The following is a 13,536-nucleotide window of genomic DNA, read 5'->3' as shown; positions in this document are numbered from 1 at the left end:
TCCATTGTCGTCGGCAGACTCCGCCGCGCCGCCCCGACCCGTCCCACGCCCCCCCGCGCGCCCCCGCCCGCGTCGCGCGCGGTCCCCGCGCCCCCCCCCCCGCCGCCCCGGCCCCCCTTCTGCCACCCTTAGAAGCACCAGCTCCAGGAGTCACGATGCTCCGTTCCGCCCTTCTCGCGGCCTCCCGGTCGCCGCAGGTCCGCACCGTGGTCGAGAAGTTCCCGCCGACCCACGCGATAGTCGAGCGCTTCGTCGCCGGTGATGTCCTCGACGACGCCGTCACCGCCACCGACGACCTGATCGCCACCGGCCGCAAGGTCACCCTCGACCACCTCGGCGAGGACACCCAGGACGCCGCCCAGGCCGCCGGCACCGCCGAGGCCTACGAGCACCTGCTCACGGCGCTCAAGGAGACCGGCCTCGCGGCCGGCGCCGAGGTGTCGGTCAAGCTGTCGGCCGTCGGCCAGTTCCTCCCGGTGGACGGCGAGAAGATCGCGCTGGAGAACGCCCGCCGCATCTGCGAGGCCGCCGCCGACGCCGGCACCACGGTGACCCTCGACATGGAGGACCACACCACCACCGACTCCACCCTCGCCATCGCGCGCGAGCTGCGGGCCGACTTCCCCTGGCTGGGCGTCGTGCTCCAGGCCTACCTGCGCCGCACCGAGGCCGACTGCCGCGAGTTCTCCGGCCCCGGCTCGCGCGTGCGCCTGTGCAAGGGCGCCTACAAGGAGCCCGAGTCGGTCGCCTTCCAGGGCAAGCACGACGTCGACCTCGCGTACGTCCGCGCGCTCAAGGTCCTGATGGCCGGCGAGGGCTACCCGATGATCGCCTCGCACGACCCCAACATGATCAAGATCGCCGGCCAGCTCGCCCAGTGGAACGGCCGCAAGCGCGACTCCTTCGAGTACCAGATGCTGTTCGGCATCCGCCCCGAGGAGCAGCTGCGCCTCGCCGGCGAGGGCAACACCATGCGCGTGTACCTGCCCTACGGCCAGGAGTGGTACGGCTACTTCATGCGCCGCCTCGCCGAGCGCCCGGCCAACCTCACCTTCTTCCTGCGCGCCATGGCCACCCGCGGCTGACCCGCGCGCACCCGCACGACGACGGCCCGCACCCCCGGTGGAAGGGGGGTGCGGGCCGTTTGTCGCGTTCCCGGGACTTCTAGAGGAAGTCCTTGGTGTCCAACTCGAACTCGAACGGGGCGGGGAGGGCGAGCGGTTCGCCGAAGGCTGCCAGGTGCACCTCGGTGTACTCGTCGCGGTGGGGATTGCTGAAGAGGCTGACCTGGGCCCGCTCGCGGTCGATCAGGAGGTACAGCGGGATCGCGGCGCGGGCGTAGCAGTGGCGTTTGGCGATGCGGTCCTGGTCGGGCTTGCTGGAGGTGACCTCCGCGACCATCGCGACGCCGTCGGGCTCCATCCAGGGCGGCGCGTCGCGGAAGAGGCGGAGTTCCTCCGGGACGAACGTGGCGTCCGGGATGACGTGGTCGGAAGGGTGTCCTCCGTGGCTGGCGAGGCGAAGGCCTTTGTTGGCGGACATCTGCATATCCGCAGCCGCCCTGTGGAACACCTGGTCGGTTACGTGGCTGAGGAGGTCCTCGTGATCGCCGTCGGGGGGAAGCCCGATCAGGATCTCGCCGGCGACAAGTTCGGCTCGAAGGCCTTCGGGAGTGTCCAGAGCCAGGAAGAGTTCCAGCAGGATGGCGCTATCCGCCGTGTTCATGAGCAACCCCTTGGTTGGACGCGCCAACAGAATAGGTGAGCTCGGAGTGGCACGTCGGGTGGATGGATGACGATCACTCAATGGGGTGAGGCGGCGCCCCGGATTAGGATCGAGGGGGTGTGAACTGGGGTGTTGGCGGGAGGAGTTGGGGATGCTGAAGGAGTTCGCGGGGTTGTCGACGCCGTTGGTGGCGGATGCGTGTGTGCGGTTGGGGGTGGGGCTCAGGGCGGCGCCGGTGGGGGTGGCGGCGGTGGTGGCCGGGGGGCGGGTCGTGGGGCGGGTGCTGCCGGTGCGGCACTACGGGAGCGTGGACGTGTTCCTGGAGGCGTACGGGGCGGCCCGGGACGGCGACGTGCTGGTGATCGACAACGGCGGGCGGACCGACGAGGCCTGCATCGGGGACCTCGCGGTGCTGGAGGCGCGGGCCGCCGGGATTGCCGGGATCGTGGTGTGGGGGCTGCACCGGGACACCCCCGAACTGGTGGAGATCGGGCTGCCGGTGTTCAGTTACGGCGCGCTGCCGCTGGGGCCGGCGCGGCTGGACGGGTGGGAGCCGGAGGCGCTGGTGACGGCGCGGGTCGGGCCGCACCTGGTGGGCGCCGGGGACGTGGTGTTCGGCGACGCGGACGGGGTGCTGTTCGTCCCGGCCGACCGGGCCGGGGAGGTGCTGGAGGCGGCCGCCGCGATCGCCGGGACCGAGCGTGCGCAGGCCGGGCGGATCGCCTCCGGTGACACGCTGCGCCGGCAGACCGCCTTCGACGAGTACCTGGAGCGCCGCGCCGCCGATCCTTCGTACAGCTTCCGGCAGCACCTGCGGCGGGTCGGCGGGGCGATCGAGGAGTAGCGAACTCCCTTACAGCGAACGGTGCATGACGTGCAGGCCGACGTAGCCGTCGACGGGGTGGTGGAAGGCTTCGGGGACGGTGCCGACGATGTCGAAACCGAGGGATTGGTAGAGCTTCACGGCGTGGTGGTTGTTGGCGACCACGGCGTTGAACTGCATGGCGCGGTAGCCGTTGGTGCGGGCCCAGTCGAGGGTGTACTCGACCAGGGCCCGCCCGATGCCGTGGCCGTGGTGCGCCGGGTCGACCAGGTAGCTGGCGCTGGCCACGTGCGCGCCGTTGCCGGGGCGGTTGCGGGTCATGTTGGCGGTGCCGACGACCGTGCCGGCCTCGTCCACCGCGACCACCGTGCGATGGGGCGCGGCGAGCATCCACCACTCCCGGCCGAGGTCGGAGGAGAGGTCGAGGGGGTAGGGGAACGTCTCGCCGGCGGCGATGACGGTGTGGAAGAAGGGCCAGACGGCAGGCCAGTCCTCGGGGGTGGCTTCGCGGATGAGCATCCGCTCAGCATGATCCGCGGCGGGAGGGGCCTGCCACTGGTTTTCGACTGGTTCTCGGTGCGCGACCGTTTGCGGTGCGGCCGCTTCCGGTGCGGCTGGTCAGCTCAGGACGGCGTCCTCGACCAGGGCGGCCGCGTGGGCCTGGCCCTTGGCGTTGGGGTGCACCAGGGCGTAGCGCAGCGGGATGATGCTGGTCAGCACGCCGTCCAACCAGTGGTCCTGGTCGCACACGCTGTGGCCGGTGGTGGAGGGGTAGAGGTCGACGAAGGCGTCGCCGTGGGCGGCGGTCCGCTGGGCGATGATCGCGTTGAGCGGTTCCAGGATGGCCGTCCGCGCCCAGGCGAGGTCGCCGGTGGTGAAGGTGGCGAACTGCTCCAGGTTGCCGTAGGTGCAGCGGGTGGCGTCCTCGGGGACGAGGTGGGGGTAGCCGACGGCCAGCAGCCGCGCGGACGGGGCCTTGGCGTGCAGGGCGCCGAGCATCTGGTCGAAGTCGCCGCGCAGTTGGTTGAAGCGGTCGGGCAGGCTCGCGTCGAACTTGTCCTTGCAGGGCGTGCCCTGGCCGAGGACCGCGGCGCCGAGTTCGATGCAGCCCTTGAGGATCTCGGCGAAGCCGAGGGTGTTGCCGCCGATCTCGACGGTGATCACGTCGGCGCCCGGGGAGACGGCGTCGATCTGCGACGGGACCGGTGGGAAGGGGGCGCCGGGGTTGGTCCCGAGCGGCGGGAGCGGGCGGCCGGGCGGGGCTTCCTTGGTCTGGTAGACGTCCTTGACGGTGGCGCCGGCACAGCTGACGTTGCGCAGCTCGACCAGGGGGCCGAGGCCGCGGCGGATCAGCTCGGGGTAGGAGCCGGTGGTGCGGGCGCAGCCGTCGCGGGGTTCGGTCTCGTCGCCGGCGGCCTCGACGAAGCCGGCCGTGTAGGAGTCGCCCAGTGCGGCCCAGGCGAGCGTCCGGACGCGGCCGGCCGGTTCGGCGGCGGCCTGGGCGGCGGACGGGGTGATCAGGCCGGCGGTGAGCGCGACGGCGGTGCCGGCGACAGCGAGGCGGGACAGGAAGCGTGGCACGGTCTCTCCCTCAACGAGTGCGCGGGAGAGCGCGATTCACCCCCCTAGAGGTAGATCGAGTCGGTGGGTGGACGACTTGATCCCTCAGGAGGGTGAATTCGCGTGTGCGGCCGTGACGTTGGGCCGATCGGCCCTGGGCGTCGGGGTGGGTCGGCGAGGGGTGGGGCGAGACGGTTCAGAGCAGGGCGGCGGACGGATCGACCATCGCCCGGGCGGTCTTGGCGTCGACGTACTCGCCGAGCGCGGTCATCACCCACTCGCCGGACGACTGCCGGACCAGCTTGCACATCACCACGCCGGTGTGCGGCTCGGAGTGGGTGAGGTCGAAGCGGACCAGCTCCTCCTCCGTCCGGGCGTCCAGCAGGCGGCAGTAGGCGTTCTTGACCTCGGTGAACCGCTGGCCGGAGAAGGAGTTGACGACGAAGACCAGGCCGGTGACCTCGGCCGGCAGGCCGTCCAGGTGGACGGTGATCGACTCGTCGTCGCCGGCTCCGCCGCCGGTGAGGTTGTCGCCGGAGTGGGCGATCGCGCCCTTGAAGACGGTCAGCTTCATGAACCAGGCCGTCTCCAGCTTCTTGCGCTGGGCGTCGAAGGCGAGGCAGGAGGCGTCCAGGTCGACGCTGCGGCCGCGGCCGGCGGGCTCCCAGCCGAGCGCCATCCGGACCGAGGAGAGGAACGGACGGCCGTTCTTCACCAGGGAGACCGAACTGCCCTTGACCAGGTTGACCCGGCCCTTGTCCAGGGTGACCTTGGCGGGGGCGGACGGGGCCGGCGGGGCGACCGGGGGCGCGGGGGGCGCGGGCGGGGTGGCGGCGAGGGCGATCCGCGGGTCGACGGGGGGAGCCGGGGGAGCGGCCGGAGGGGCCGCGGGGGGAGTGGCGGGGGCGGGGGCCTGGGCGGCCGGGGCCGGGGTCGGGGTCGCGGCCGGGGAGTCGTCGACGGAGACGCCGAAGTCGGTGGCGATGCCCGCCAGGCCGTTGGCGTAGCCCTGGCCGACCGCGCGCACCTTCCAGGCGCCGCCGCGCTGGTAGACCTCGACCACGATGAGCGCGGTCTCCTGGCCCAGCTGCGGCGGGGTGAAGGTGACCAGGGCCTGCCCGGTGTCGGCGTCGCGGACGGTGGCGGTCGGCTCCATCCCGGCGAAGGTGGAGGACTGGTCGGCGGGGCTGGCGGTCACCACGATCTTGGTGATGCCGGCCGGGACGGCCAGGGTGTCGACGGTGATCGCGTCCGGCGCTCCGGCGGCGGCCGGGCGGTGGCTGACGCCGGGGCCGTGCGGGGCGTTGAAGAAGACGAAGTCGTCGTCCGATCGCACCTTTCCGGCGTCGGTCAGCAGCAGACCGGAGACGTCCAGCGCCTTGGGCGCGGTGACCTCGACAGTCACCCGCGCGGCGGTCAGCGGGGCGTTGCCGCCTTGGGTCAGGACGGTGGACACGGACTCCTCCTCGGGTGCGGAACGGCGGCCGGCCGGGGCCGCTGGGACCGCCGGGCCGGGTGCTGCCCACAGTAACGAACGGGCGCGTCGGGATGAGCCCGGCCGGGGCGGTGACCTGTCGGATCGTCGGACGGTACGGCCGGGCGGCGGGGTTGGGCGGCGGGGTTGGGTGGCGGGGTTGAGTGGCAGGCCCCGGCAAGGCCGCACGGTGGCAAGGCGGCGGGACAGCGCGGCCGGAGGTCAGCGGGGCGCGAAGGCGGTCGGCGTGCTGGGGCGCGGCGGGAGCCCGGGTGCCTCGGGCACGACCGGCAGCGGCGCGACCGGCGGCGGCGCGACGGGCTGCGGTGCGACCGGGCCGAAGGCGCCGAGGGCGGCGACCGCCCGGGGCCGGTCGATGCCGAAGGCGGCGGCACTCCAGCTCTCCGCCGCGGCGGCCTTGCGGACCGGGCCGGACGAAGCGGGCCGACCGGACGGGAGCGAGGGGCCGGACGGGCCGGTGGGCCCCGAGGGTTCGGCGGCTGGGCGGGTGCCGCGCACGCCGAAGGCGTAGTGGCCGGGCGGGACGTCGGTGCCGGCCGGGGTGGTGAAGCGGTAGACCAGGGTGCCGCGCTCCTGTTGGGCGGTGACGACCGCGCCGGGCAGGTCGGTCCAGGCGGTGCCGCTGCCGGGGGCCAACTCGCCTGGGGCAAGCCGGAATTCGGTCTGAAGTGCGGTGAGCGGCTCGGTGACGGCGAGGTCGAGCTGGTGCCGGAGGCCGTCCCGGCCGAGCGGTGTGACCGTGGCGACGCCGGTCAGGGCCTGGTCGGTGTCCGGCTCGGTGTCCGGGCCAGGGGCGCCGGCGGTCGGGCCGTCGGTGCCCGGGGCGATTGCGCCGGGCGGCGGCGGTGCGGGCTGGGCCGGGGCGGCCGGGCGGGGTCCGGGTGCGTGCGGCGTGGTCGGTGAGGGGGAGGGCGAAGAGGGGTCGGCCGGCTGCTCGGCGACGGGCGCGACGGGCTGGGCCGACGGCGAGGGCGCGGCGGCGTCGGCCGGCGTGGCGGGCTCGCCGGTGCCGGCCGGCCGGGTGCCGGGGCCGTGGTCGGCCATGGGTTCGGCCGCGGCCTGTCCGCCGGTGGGCTCCGGGAGCGCCGACCGGGTGCCGGGCGCGTGGGGCGAGGCGCTGGGCGAGGCGGCTGCGGCGGCCGTGTCCTCCGCCGCCCCAGGGTGGTGCGCCGAGGGGCTCGGTACGGGCGGCCGGCCGGTGGCCGGGAGGTCGGCGGGGTTGGGCGCGGTGGGGTTGGGCGCGGTCGGGGCCCGGTCGGCGGCGGCCTCGGCCTGGTCGCCCGCGGCGGGGGTGGGCGGCGGGGTGGTGCCGACGCGTGCGACCCCGGCCCGCCGGCCCACGCCCTGCTGCTCGTTGAGCAGGAGGGTGGTGGCGATGCTGATGCCGACGACGGTGGACATCGCCATCGCGGCACCGGAGAAGCGCAGGGTGGGCAGCCGGAACCGGCCGCCGAACGGGCGTGGCCGCCCGTGCCGGCCGTGCCGTTCGGGCTCGTGCCGAACGTCCCGCGCAGTGTCCTCGCGCGCAGCCACCGGACCCCTCCCTCCCCGAAGTCGCCGTCGCGGTCGCGGTATTCTCCCATGCGCTGCCACCGGGCCGGCATCGGCCGCCCGGGGTCGGTCGGCCGGGGTCCGGGTGGGGCCCGCGCCGGGAGGGGGAGAGCGTACCAGCGGCTCGTCGTGGCCTGGACGGTTTTGATCCATTTCGTGGACACCCGTTCGACGGAAGGAAGTTGACGATCCGTCTGATAAGTCGGCGATGGCGGCCGGGCTGCCCGGACAGGGATTAATGCAACCTCCTTGCAACCCTTGCCCGCCCGGACGGAAGTGGCCCAGGCTGAGGTCATCCCACGCCGTCCCGGAGAGACCGTCATGCCGCCCGACCCGCTGTCCGCAGCCTCCAGTGCACCCCTCGCCGCCACCCCCACGGGCGGCGATGGGGACGGCTCCACCGCCGCTCCGGCGGCGGTGGAGGAGGTGCTGATGCTGCGGATCTCGCTGGGCGAGGAGGTGGTCGGCGAGGTGCGCACCCGGTTCCGGTTCGAGGCCGCGCGCCCGTACGAGGTGCTGCTGACCTTCCATCTGGGGCGGCCGGACGAGGCCGACTGGGTGTTCTCGCGCGAGCTGCTGCGCGACGGCCTGCAGGCGCTGAGCGGCCAGGGCGACGTCAAACTGTGGCCGGCGTACTGCCCGTGCCACGGCTCGACGCTGCACCTGGCGCTCGAATCACCGCACGGCAGCGCCCTGCTGGAGGTCTCCAAGCCCCGGGTGCAGGCGTGGCTGGACCGTACCTACGCGCTGGTCTCCGCCGAGGCGGAGCGCGTCTGCGGCCCGACCGACGCCCAGCTGGCCGCGCTGCTCGCCGGCGGCTGAGGCCCGGTCGGGGCACCGGCGGGCCCGCGCGGCGGCGGGACGGGCGCCGCGCTCGGCAGCCGGACCGTCCCCGCGGCCAGCCCGGCCCGCAGCCGCCGGACGGCCGGGGCCGAGGAGGCCGGCAGCAGGTCGTACGGGTCGTCCGGCCCGTCCACCGTGACCAGCACCGACTCGGCGATGCGGTACGGCCGGTGGGCCAGCAGGCCGCCCAGGTAGCGGCGCAGCCGGGACAGCTCGGCGCGGACCGTCACCGTCCGGCCCGGGTCGCCGAACAGCGCCTCCGCGAGCTGCGCGGCCGTGCTGCCCTCGCGTCCGGTGGCGAGCAGGAGCAGCAGTTCGGCGTGGCGCGGGCTGAGCGGGTGCGACCAGCTGCCGGCCGCGCCCCGGACGGTCAGCTCCGGGCGGTCCTGGCGGCGCAGGTCGAGCCGGAGCCGGGCGCCCTCGGCCTGTTCGGCCTGTTCGGCCGTCACCGTGCCGGAACCGTCCGCCTCGGGCGGCCGGACCGGTCGCACCAGCCAGCCGTCCGCGAGCGGCTCCAGGGCGCACTCGCCGAGGCCCGGCACCCAGTGCACGGCGGCGGTCCCCCAGCCGCCGACCGGCACCCGCAGCCGGCCGGGCGGTGGCAGCCCGGCCGCGGCGGCGGTCCACCCGGCGGAGTCCACCACCAGGGCCGGGCCGGCCACCCGGGCGAGCATCGGGGCGGCCAGGGTGCGCAGTTGGTGCAGCGCCTCCAGCCGGTGGGCGCGTAGCTCGGTCTCGGCGAGCCGGGCGGCGGTGGCGGTGAGCTGCAGCAGGTACGGGCGGACGTTGCGGGCCGGGCCGCTGAGGTTGATCGCGCCGACCAGCCGCCCGGTGCCCGGGTCGTGCACGGGGGCGGCGACGCAGGTCCAGGAGTGGTGGCTGCGCAGGTAGTGCTCGGCGGAGTGGACGTGCATCGGGCGCTGGGCGCGCAGTGCGACGGCGATGCCGTTGGTGCCGACGCTCTCCTCGATCCAGCGGGCGCCGGTGAGGAAGCCGATCCGGTCGGCGCTGCGGCGCAGGGCGTGCTCGCCCTCCTGCCACAGCACGTGGCCCTCGGCGTCGGCGATGGCGAGGATCAGCGGACTCTGGCCGACCGGCTGGAGCAGGGTGTCGCGCAGCACCGACAGGACCGCGTCCAGGCCGCTGGTGCGGCGGCGCTGCTCGATCTCGGCGGGGCCGAGGTGGACGGCGGCGGCGCCGGCGTCGGGGTCGAGCCCGAGGCGGCGCAGCCGGGCCCAGGAGTCGCCGATCTCGGGGCGGGGTTCGAGCCGGCCGGGGGAGCCGGGGTCGGGGTAGGGGGGCTGGACGAGTTCGCGGGCGGCGGCTTCGGCGAGGGTGCGGTCGTGGACCCTGGCCAGCTCGGCCGCGCTCGGCGCGGTGCGGCGTTCTGGTCGTCGGGACTGCCGTCCGGTCTGCCGCACTCGCGTTGCTCCTCGCCGCCGTTCGAGGCCGCGCCGGGGTCGACGCGCTGACGAAAGCGTACGGGGGCGGTGAGGGTCTGGGGACGGGGTCTGCCAACTCGGCATACCGGACGGTATGACCGTGGACATGCCGAGGTGTGATGACTAGCGGGGGGCCTGGTGTGGGCCTGGTGTGAGCCCGACGCGGGCCTGGTGCGAGGCCTGGTGTGGGACCTGATGCGGGCCTTGCGTGGGCCTGGTGCGGTGCTGGTGCGAGGCCTGATGTGGGCCTGGTGCAGGCTCGGCGGTCAGCGTTCCGCGCCGGTGCCGCGCTGGGCCGCCTCGACGGTGTGGTGCAGGTCGGCGGTGGCCTCCAGGGAGGCGGCGGTGCTCAGCGCCAGGCAGGCGGCCAGCGCGATTGCCACCGCGCGCAGGCGGGTGCCGGTGGCGGTGGCCGCCGGGCGGGGCTGGAGCAGGGCGGCGACCCGGCGCGGGACCGGCCCGGAGTGGGCGGCGGGGACGAGTCGGGGCCGGGCCGGCCACGGAGAGCGGCTGGCGGCCAGGGCGGCCCGGCCGACCGCGCGGGCGGTCACGGTGCGGTCGCCGACCCGGGCGGCCGCCACCTCGTCGGCCCAGCGCTCCAGGTGGTACCCGAGGGGCGCGCGCAGCGGCCGCAGCGCCGGGTGGAGGTCGGCGGCGTGCTCGGCGAGGGCGAGGAAGACGTGGTGGCGGGCGGTCAGGTGGGCGCGTTCGTGGGCGAGCAGGGCGGCCCGCTCGGGCCCGGTGAGGATGCGCAGCATGCCGGAGGTGACCACGATCCGGCCGGGCTCGCCGGGCCGGCCGGGGAGGGGCAGGCGCCCCGGCAGGGCGAAGGCGTCGGCGCGCTCGTCGTCGAGGACGGCGAGCGGGTGCTCGCCCGGCTGGAGCAGGGTGCGGGCGCCGGCCAGGACGGCCTGCGGGGTGCGTGCCCGGCACATGGTGGCGTGCCCGGGGCGCGCGTCCGGATGCCGGCCCTCGGCCGGCGCGGGGCAGGCCGTCGCGGCGCAGGCCGGGAGGGCGGCCCGGGCCTCGCGCAGTTCCAGCCGGTGGCGGCGGGCGGTGCGGACGGCCTGGGCGGTCAGCGCGGCGAGCACCAGACCGGCCGCGGCGGCCGCCACCGGTGCGTCGGGTGCGGCGGCGGTGAGCCAGGGCAGCGACAGGTGGCCGATCGCGGCGACCGGCGGCAGCTGGAGCAGCCCGGCGGCGGCGAGCAGGCCGAGCGAGCAGAGGGTGCCGCCGGCCAGCACGGCGGACGTCCCGGCGAGCATCCAGGCGGCGGCCCGGGGCGGCAGCGCGTCGGCGAGGCGGCGGGCCAGCGGGGCGGCCAGGAACGGCAGCAGCAGCGGGGCCCAGACGGCGATCATCACGATCCGGCCGCCCCGGGGGTGCGGTGGCCGGGGGCGGGGGCGGTGCCCGGGAGGGGGCCGAGACCGGGGGTGTCGCCGTCGGTGCCCGGGGCGGAGCCGAGGCCCGGGGCGCCGTCGCCGAGCAGGTCGCGCAGCAGCTGCTCGTCCTCGGCGGAGAGGTCGGAGACGAAGCGGGCGAGCACGGTGGAGCGGTCGGCCTCGCGGCCGAGCTCGGTGTGCATCCGGCGGGCGGCGAGGCCCGCGGTGTCCTGGACGGTCGGGATGTAGGCGTAGGCGCGGCCGGCCCGGGTGCGCTCCACGGTGCCCTTGTCGTGCAGGCGGGCGAGGATCGTGGCGATGGTGGTGCGGGCGAGGTCCCCGCCGAGTGCCGACTGGACGTCCTGCGGGGTCATCGGCTGCCGGGCCGACCAGAGCGCGGCCAGCACCTCGGCCTCCAGCTCCCCGGCAGGCCGGCGGGCGGACGGTACGTCGGACATGGCGGCGCTTCCTCCAGGTTTCGTCTACAGTCATGTAGACCGTCTACGTCACTGTAGACGGTCGGGGCGGGTTCCGCTGTGAACCGCCCCCCAACGTACGGGAGGTCCGCCAGCCTTGCTTCAGTTCCTCGCCGATCCGGCCGCTCACCTCGCGGTGAACCCGCTGGACGCGTCCTCGCTGCTCGCCGCCTTCGGCGCACTCGGCATCGCCGTCGTGCTCTTCGCCGAGACCGGCCTGCTGGTGGGCTTCTTCCTGCCCGGAGACTCGCTGCTGTTCACCGCCGGCCTGCTGTGCGTGCCCGGCGCCACCAAGGGCCCGCAGCTGGAGCTCTACCAGGTGCTGCCCGCCGCCCTGGTCGGCGCGCTGGCCGGCGCCCAGGTCGGCTATCTGATCGGCAAGCGCGGCGGCCGCGCGCTGCTGCGCCGCACCGAGCGCAAGAGCCTGCTGCAGGGCGTCGAGCGGGCCGAGGAACTGCTGGGCAAGTACGGCCACGGCAAGGCGATCGTGCTCGCCCGCTTCATCCCCGTGGTCCGAACGGTGCTGAACCCGCTCTGCGGCGTGCTCGAAGTGCCGGCCCGCTCGTTCACCTTCTGGCAGGTGACCGGCGGCGCCCTCTGGACGGTCGGCGTCGTGCTCGCCGGGTACGGGCTCGGATCGTCGATCCCCAGCATCGACAGATATCTGCTCCCGATCATCGGTCTGGTAGTAGTTGTCTCCGTGCTCCCCATTGTTCTCGAACTGTTCCGCGCCCGTAAGGCGCACCGTCACGGAGGTGACAAGTGACGTCCTCCCGGGCTCTCGCCGTCTACGACGGCAGCGGCATCGACGGCAGCCTCTACACCCGGGTGAACGGGTGGGCGCAAGCCGCCCCGCACTGGCTGGACGAGCTGATCAAGGTCTGGTCGGCGCTCGGCCTCGGCCTGTTCGCGGTCTTCATGCTCTACGCCTGGTGGCGGGCGCGCGGCGCCGACTCGGCCGTGATGGCCAAGGTGCTCGCCTCGCCGGTGATCGTGGTCGTCGCGTACGGCGTCAACTCGGTGCTCAAGGGCATGGTCGAAGAAGTCCGGCCGTGCGCCCAGATCCCCGGCAGCATCTCGCTGGAGACCTGCCCCGGTGCCGGTGACTGGTCCTTCCCCAGCAACCACACCGTGATCGCCTTCGCCGCCGCCACCGCACTCTGGTTCGCCGACCGGCGGCTCGGCTGGATCGCCGGGATCTTCGCGGTGCTGATGGGCGCCTCCCGGGTCTGGGTCGGCGTGCACTACCCGCACGACGTGGCCGTCGGCGCGCTGGTCGGCCTCCTGGTCGCGGTGGTGCTGGCGCCGCTCGCCGGCCGCTGCGGGCCGCTGGTGGACCGGATGCGGGCGGGTGCGCTGCGCCCGCTGCTCGGTCCGGGCGCGGTGCCGGCGACGGCGGGCCGCCACGCGGCGTACGGGACGCGGCAGCACTGACGGCGACGGCCGACAGTGCTGACGGCGGGTGTCGGCAGCGCTGAACGGCGGGTGCCGGCAGTACTGGCGGCGAGACCCGACAGCGCTGATTCCGTAGCCTCCCCGTAGCCCGTCCGACCCTTGTCTGGCCGGGGTGGCGGGTAGAGCATGTGAGCCGGGCGTGGGGCCCCTTCGCGGGGAACCCGCCCGGCTCAGTCGTGCCGGGGCGCGGGAGCGCCGGGCGTGCCAGCGGAGGGAGTGCCAATGCCGTACCGACTCGACATCACGCAGGGGGACTGGCCGGGCGAGTCGCCGCACAAGGGCGTCGAGGGCCTGCTCGCCGAGGCCATGGTGCTCACCCTCGCCACCGCCGGCCACGAGCACGGCCCGCACGCCAACCTGGCCTTCTTCGCGTACGACGACGACCTCGTCCTGTACTTCGTCAGCGAGCGCTCCACCCGGCACAGCCACCACCTCGCCGAGGAGGCCCGGGCCGCCGCCACCGTCTTCCTGCCGCCGCCGGTCTTCGGCGAGCAGCTGCGCGGCCTGCAGCTGACCGGCGGCGCGAGCGAGGCCTGGGGGCGGCAGGCCGAGGCGGCGCTGGCCGCCTACCAGGGGCGGTACCCGTCCTTCGCGCAGGACGAGCAGGTGCGGCGGCAGTTCCTCACCGGGGGCGGGGCGGCGGCGCTGTACCGGTTCCAGGTGGAGGAGCTGACGGCGGTGGACGAGCCGAACTTCGGGCGGCGCAACTACCTGCGGGCGCGGGTGCTGCGGCCGTAGGCCCTACCCGGCCCCCAGGGTTGTCTGTACAACTTTTCGGGTGATT

The 13,536-nt window shown here is 75.0% G+C and carries 14 protein-coding genes; 6 read left to right on the top strand and 8 right to left on the bottom strand.

Going from position 1 to position 13,536, the window contains the following annotated elements; all coding sequences use genetic code 11:
- Positions 1–155: 155 nt before the first annotated feature.
- Positions 156–1,085: a proline dehydrogenase family protein gene (locus ACFV6D_RS06030; protein ID WP_063349537.1), complete on the top strand. Its 930-nt coding sequence runs from the start codon at positions 156–158 to the stop codon at positions 1,083–1,085.
- 79 nt (positions 1,086–1,164) lie between these two features.
- Here ACFV6D_RS06030 and ACFV6D_RS06025 read toward each other — a convergent pair whose 3' ends face one another.
- A complete protein-coding gene (locus tag ACFV6D_RS06025) occupies positions 1,165–1,725 on the bottom strand; it encodes a Uma2 family endonuclease (RefSeq protein ID WP_380491772.1) in 561 nt (186 codons plus the stop codon).
- Between the two features lie 151 nt (positions 1,726–1,876).
- Between ACFV6D_RS06025 and ACFV6D_RS06020 the strand changes: the two genes are divergently transcribed.
- Positions 1,877–2,569, top strand: coding sequence for an RraA family protein (locus ACFV6D_RS06020; RefSeq protein ID WP_380558631.1), 693 nt, complete (start codon positions 1,877–1,879; stop codon positions 2,567–2,569).
- Positions 2,570–2,578: 9 nt separating this feature from the next.
- On the opposite strand, the gene ACFV6D_RS06015 is transcribed toward ACFV6D_RS06020, so the two are convergent.
- From ACFV6D_RS06015 to ACFV6D_RS06000, 4 genes are all read right to left on the bottom strand, one after another.
- The gene (locus ACFV6D_RS06015; protein WP_380558628.1) at positions 2,579–3,067 is read right to left on the bottom strand and encodes a GNAT family N-acetyltransferase; all 489 of its coding nucleotides are present in this window, start codon (positions 3,065–3,067) and stop codon (positions 2,579–2,581) included.
- Between the two features lie 99 nt (positions 3,068–3,166).
- Complete coding sequence (locus ACFV6D_RS06010; protein WP_380491776.1) at positions 3,167–4,129, bottom strand: SGNH/GDSL hydrolase family protein; 963 nt, start codon at positions 4,127–4,129, stop codon at positions 3,167–3,169.
- A gap of 175 nt (positions 4,130–4,304) precedes the next feature.
- Positions 4,305–5,552: a TerD family protein gene (locus ACFV6D_RS06005; RefSeq protein WP_380558673.1), complete on the bottom strand. Its 1,248-nt coding sequence runs from the start codon at positions 5,550–5,552 to the stop codon at positions 4,305–4,307.
- A gap of 252 nt (positions 5,553–5,804) precedes the next feature.
- Entirely contained in the window at positions 5,805–7,136 is a 1,332-nt protein-coding gene (locus tag ACFV6D_RS06000; protein WP_380558625.1) for a hypothetical protein, read from the bottom strand.
- 339 nt (positions 7,137–7,475) lie between these two features.
- Here ACFV6D_RS06000 and ACFV6D_RS05995 point away from each other — a divergent pair, with 339 nt between their 5' ends.
- Positions 7,476–7,976: an SsgA family sporulation/cell division regulator gene (locus ACFV6D_RS05995; RefSeq protein WP_063349543.1), complete on the top strand. Its 501-nt coding sequence runs from the start codon at positions 7,476–7,478 to the stop codon at positions 7,974–7,976.
- On the opposite strand, the gene ACFV6D_RS05990 is transcribed toward ACFV6D_RS05995, so the two are convergent.
- The 3 genes from ACFV6D_RS05990 to ACFV6D_RS05980 form a co-directional block, all read right to left on the bottom strand.
- Positions 7,895–9,418: a helix-turn-helix domain-containing protein gene (locus ACFV6D_RS05990; protein WP_063349544.1), complete on the bottom strand. Its 1,524-nt coding sequence runs from the start codon at positions 9,416–9,418 to the stop codon at positions 7,895–7,897. The two genes, ACFV6D_RS05995 and ACFV6D_RS05990, sit on opposite strands and share 82 nt — an antisense overlap.
- 287 nt (positions 9,419–9,705) lie before the next feature.
- Positions 9,706–10,800 carry a M56 family metallopeptidase gene (locus tag ACFV6D_RS05985; RefSeq protein WP_380558622.1) on the bottom strand — a complete coding sequence of 365 codons (1,095 nt, stop codon included), beginning with the start codon at positions 10,798–10,800 and terminating at the stop codon, positions 9,706–9,708.
- Complete coding sequence (locus tag ACFV6D_RS05980; RefSeq protein ID WP_380424229.1) at positions 10,800–11,279, bottom strand: BlaI/MecI/CopY family transcriptional regulator; 480 nt, start codon at positions 11,277–11,279, stop codon at positions 10,800–10,802. Before ACFV6D_RS05980 ends, ACFV6D_RS05985 begins: the two co-directional genes overlap by 1 nt.
- Positions 11,280–11,394: 115 nt before the next feature.
- Between ACFV6D_RS05980 and ACFV6D_RS05975 the strand changes: the two genes are divergently transcribed.
- The 3 genes from ACFV6D_RS05975 to ACFV6D_RS05965 all read left to right on the top strand — a co-directional run bounded on the left by ACFV6D_RS05975 (position 11,395) and on the right by ACFV6D_RS05965 (position 13,490).
- On the top strand, positions 11,395–12,063 hold the full coding sequence (locus tag ACFV6D_RS05975; protein WP_380481481.1) for a DedA family protein: 669 nt from the start codon (positions 11,395–11,397) through the stop codon (positions 12,061–12,063).
- On the top strand, positions 12,060–12,731 hold the full coding sequence (locus ACFV6D_RS05970; protein WP_380378090.1) for a phosphatase PAP2 family protein: 672 nt from the start codon (positions 12,060–12,062) through the stop codon (positions 12,729–12,731). The genes ACFV6D_RS05975 and ACFV6D_RS05970 overlap by 4 nt, the downstream gene beginning before the upstream one ends.
- A gap of 243 nt (positions 12,732–12,974) precedes the next feature.
- Positions 12,975–13,490 (top strand): pyridoxamine 5'-phosphate oxidase family protein, encoded by a 516-nt coding sequence (locus tag ACFV6D_RS05965; RefSeq protein ID WP_063349549.1) that lies wholly within the window; start codon positions 12,975–12,977, stop codon positions 13,488–13,490.
- The last annotated feature ends 46 nt before the right edge of the window (positions 13,491–13,536 follow it).

The organism is Kitasatospora sp. NPDC059812 (assembly GCF_042732075.1).
In the GTDB taxonomy this organism is placed as follows: Bacteria; Actinomycetota; Actinomycetes; order Streptomycetales; family Streptomycetaceae; genus Kitasatospora.
The sequence above is the reverse complement of the archived record's forward strand: the minus strand, read 5'-3'. Positions and strand labels throughout refer to the sequence as shown.

Excerpts from the sequence above, each read along its gene's own strand:
- ACFV6D_RS06015 (WP_380558628.1), bottom strand. The coding sequence starts at position 3,067 with ATGCTCATCCGCGAAGCCACCCCCGAGGACTGGCCTGCCGTCTGGCCC.
- ACFV6D_RS05965 (WP_063349549.1), top strand. The coding sequence starts at position 12,975 with ATGCCGTACCGACTCGACATCACGCAGGGGGACTGGCCGGGCGAGTCG.
- ACFV6D_RS05995 (WP_063349543.1), top strand. The coding sequence starts at position 7,476 with ATGCCGCCCGACCCGCTGTCCGCAGCCTCCAGTGCACCCCTCGCCGCC.
- ACFV6D_RS06030 (WP_063349537.1), top strand. The coding sequence starts at position 156 with ATGCTCCGTTCCGCCCTTCTCGCGGCCTCCCGGTCGCCGCAGGTCCGC.
- ACFV6D_RS06020 (WP_380558631.1), top strand. The coding sequence starts at position 1,877 with ATGCTGAAGGAGTTCGCGGGGTTGTCGACGCCGTTGGTGGCGGATGCG.
- ACFV6D_RS05985 (WP_380558622.1), bottom strand. The coding sequence starts at position 10,800 with ATGATCGCCGTCTGGGCCCCGCTGCTGCTGCCGTTCCTGGCCGCCCCG.
- ACFV6D_RS06025 (WP_380491772.1), bottom strand. The coding sequence starts at position 1,725 with ATGAACACGGCGGATAGCGCCATCCTGCTGGAACTCTTCCTGGCTCTG.
- ACFV6D_RS05980 (WP_380424229.1), bottom strand. The coding sequence starts at position 11,279 with ATGTCCGACGTACCGTCCGCCCGCCGGCCTGCCGGGGAGCTGGAGGCC.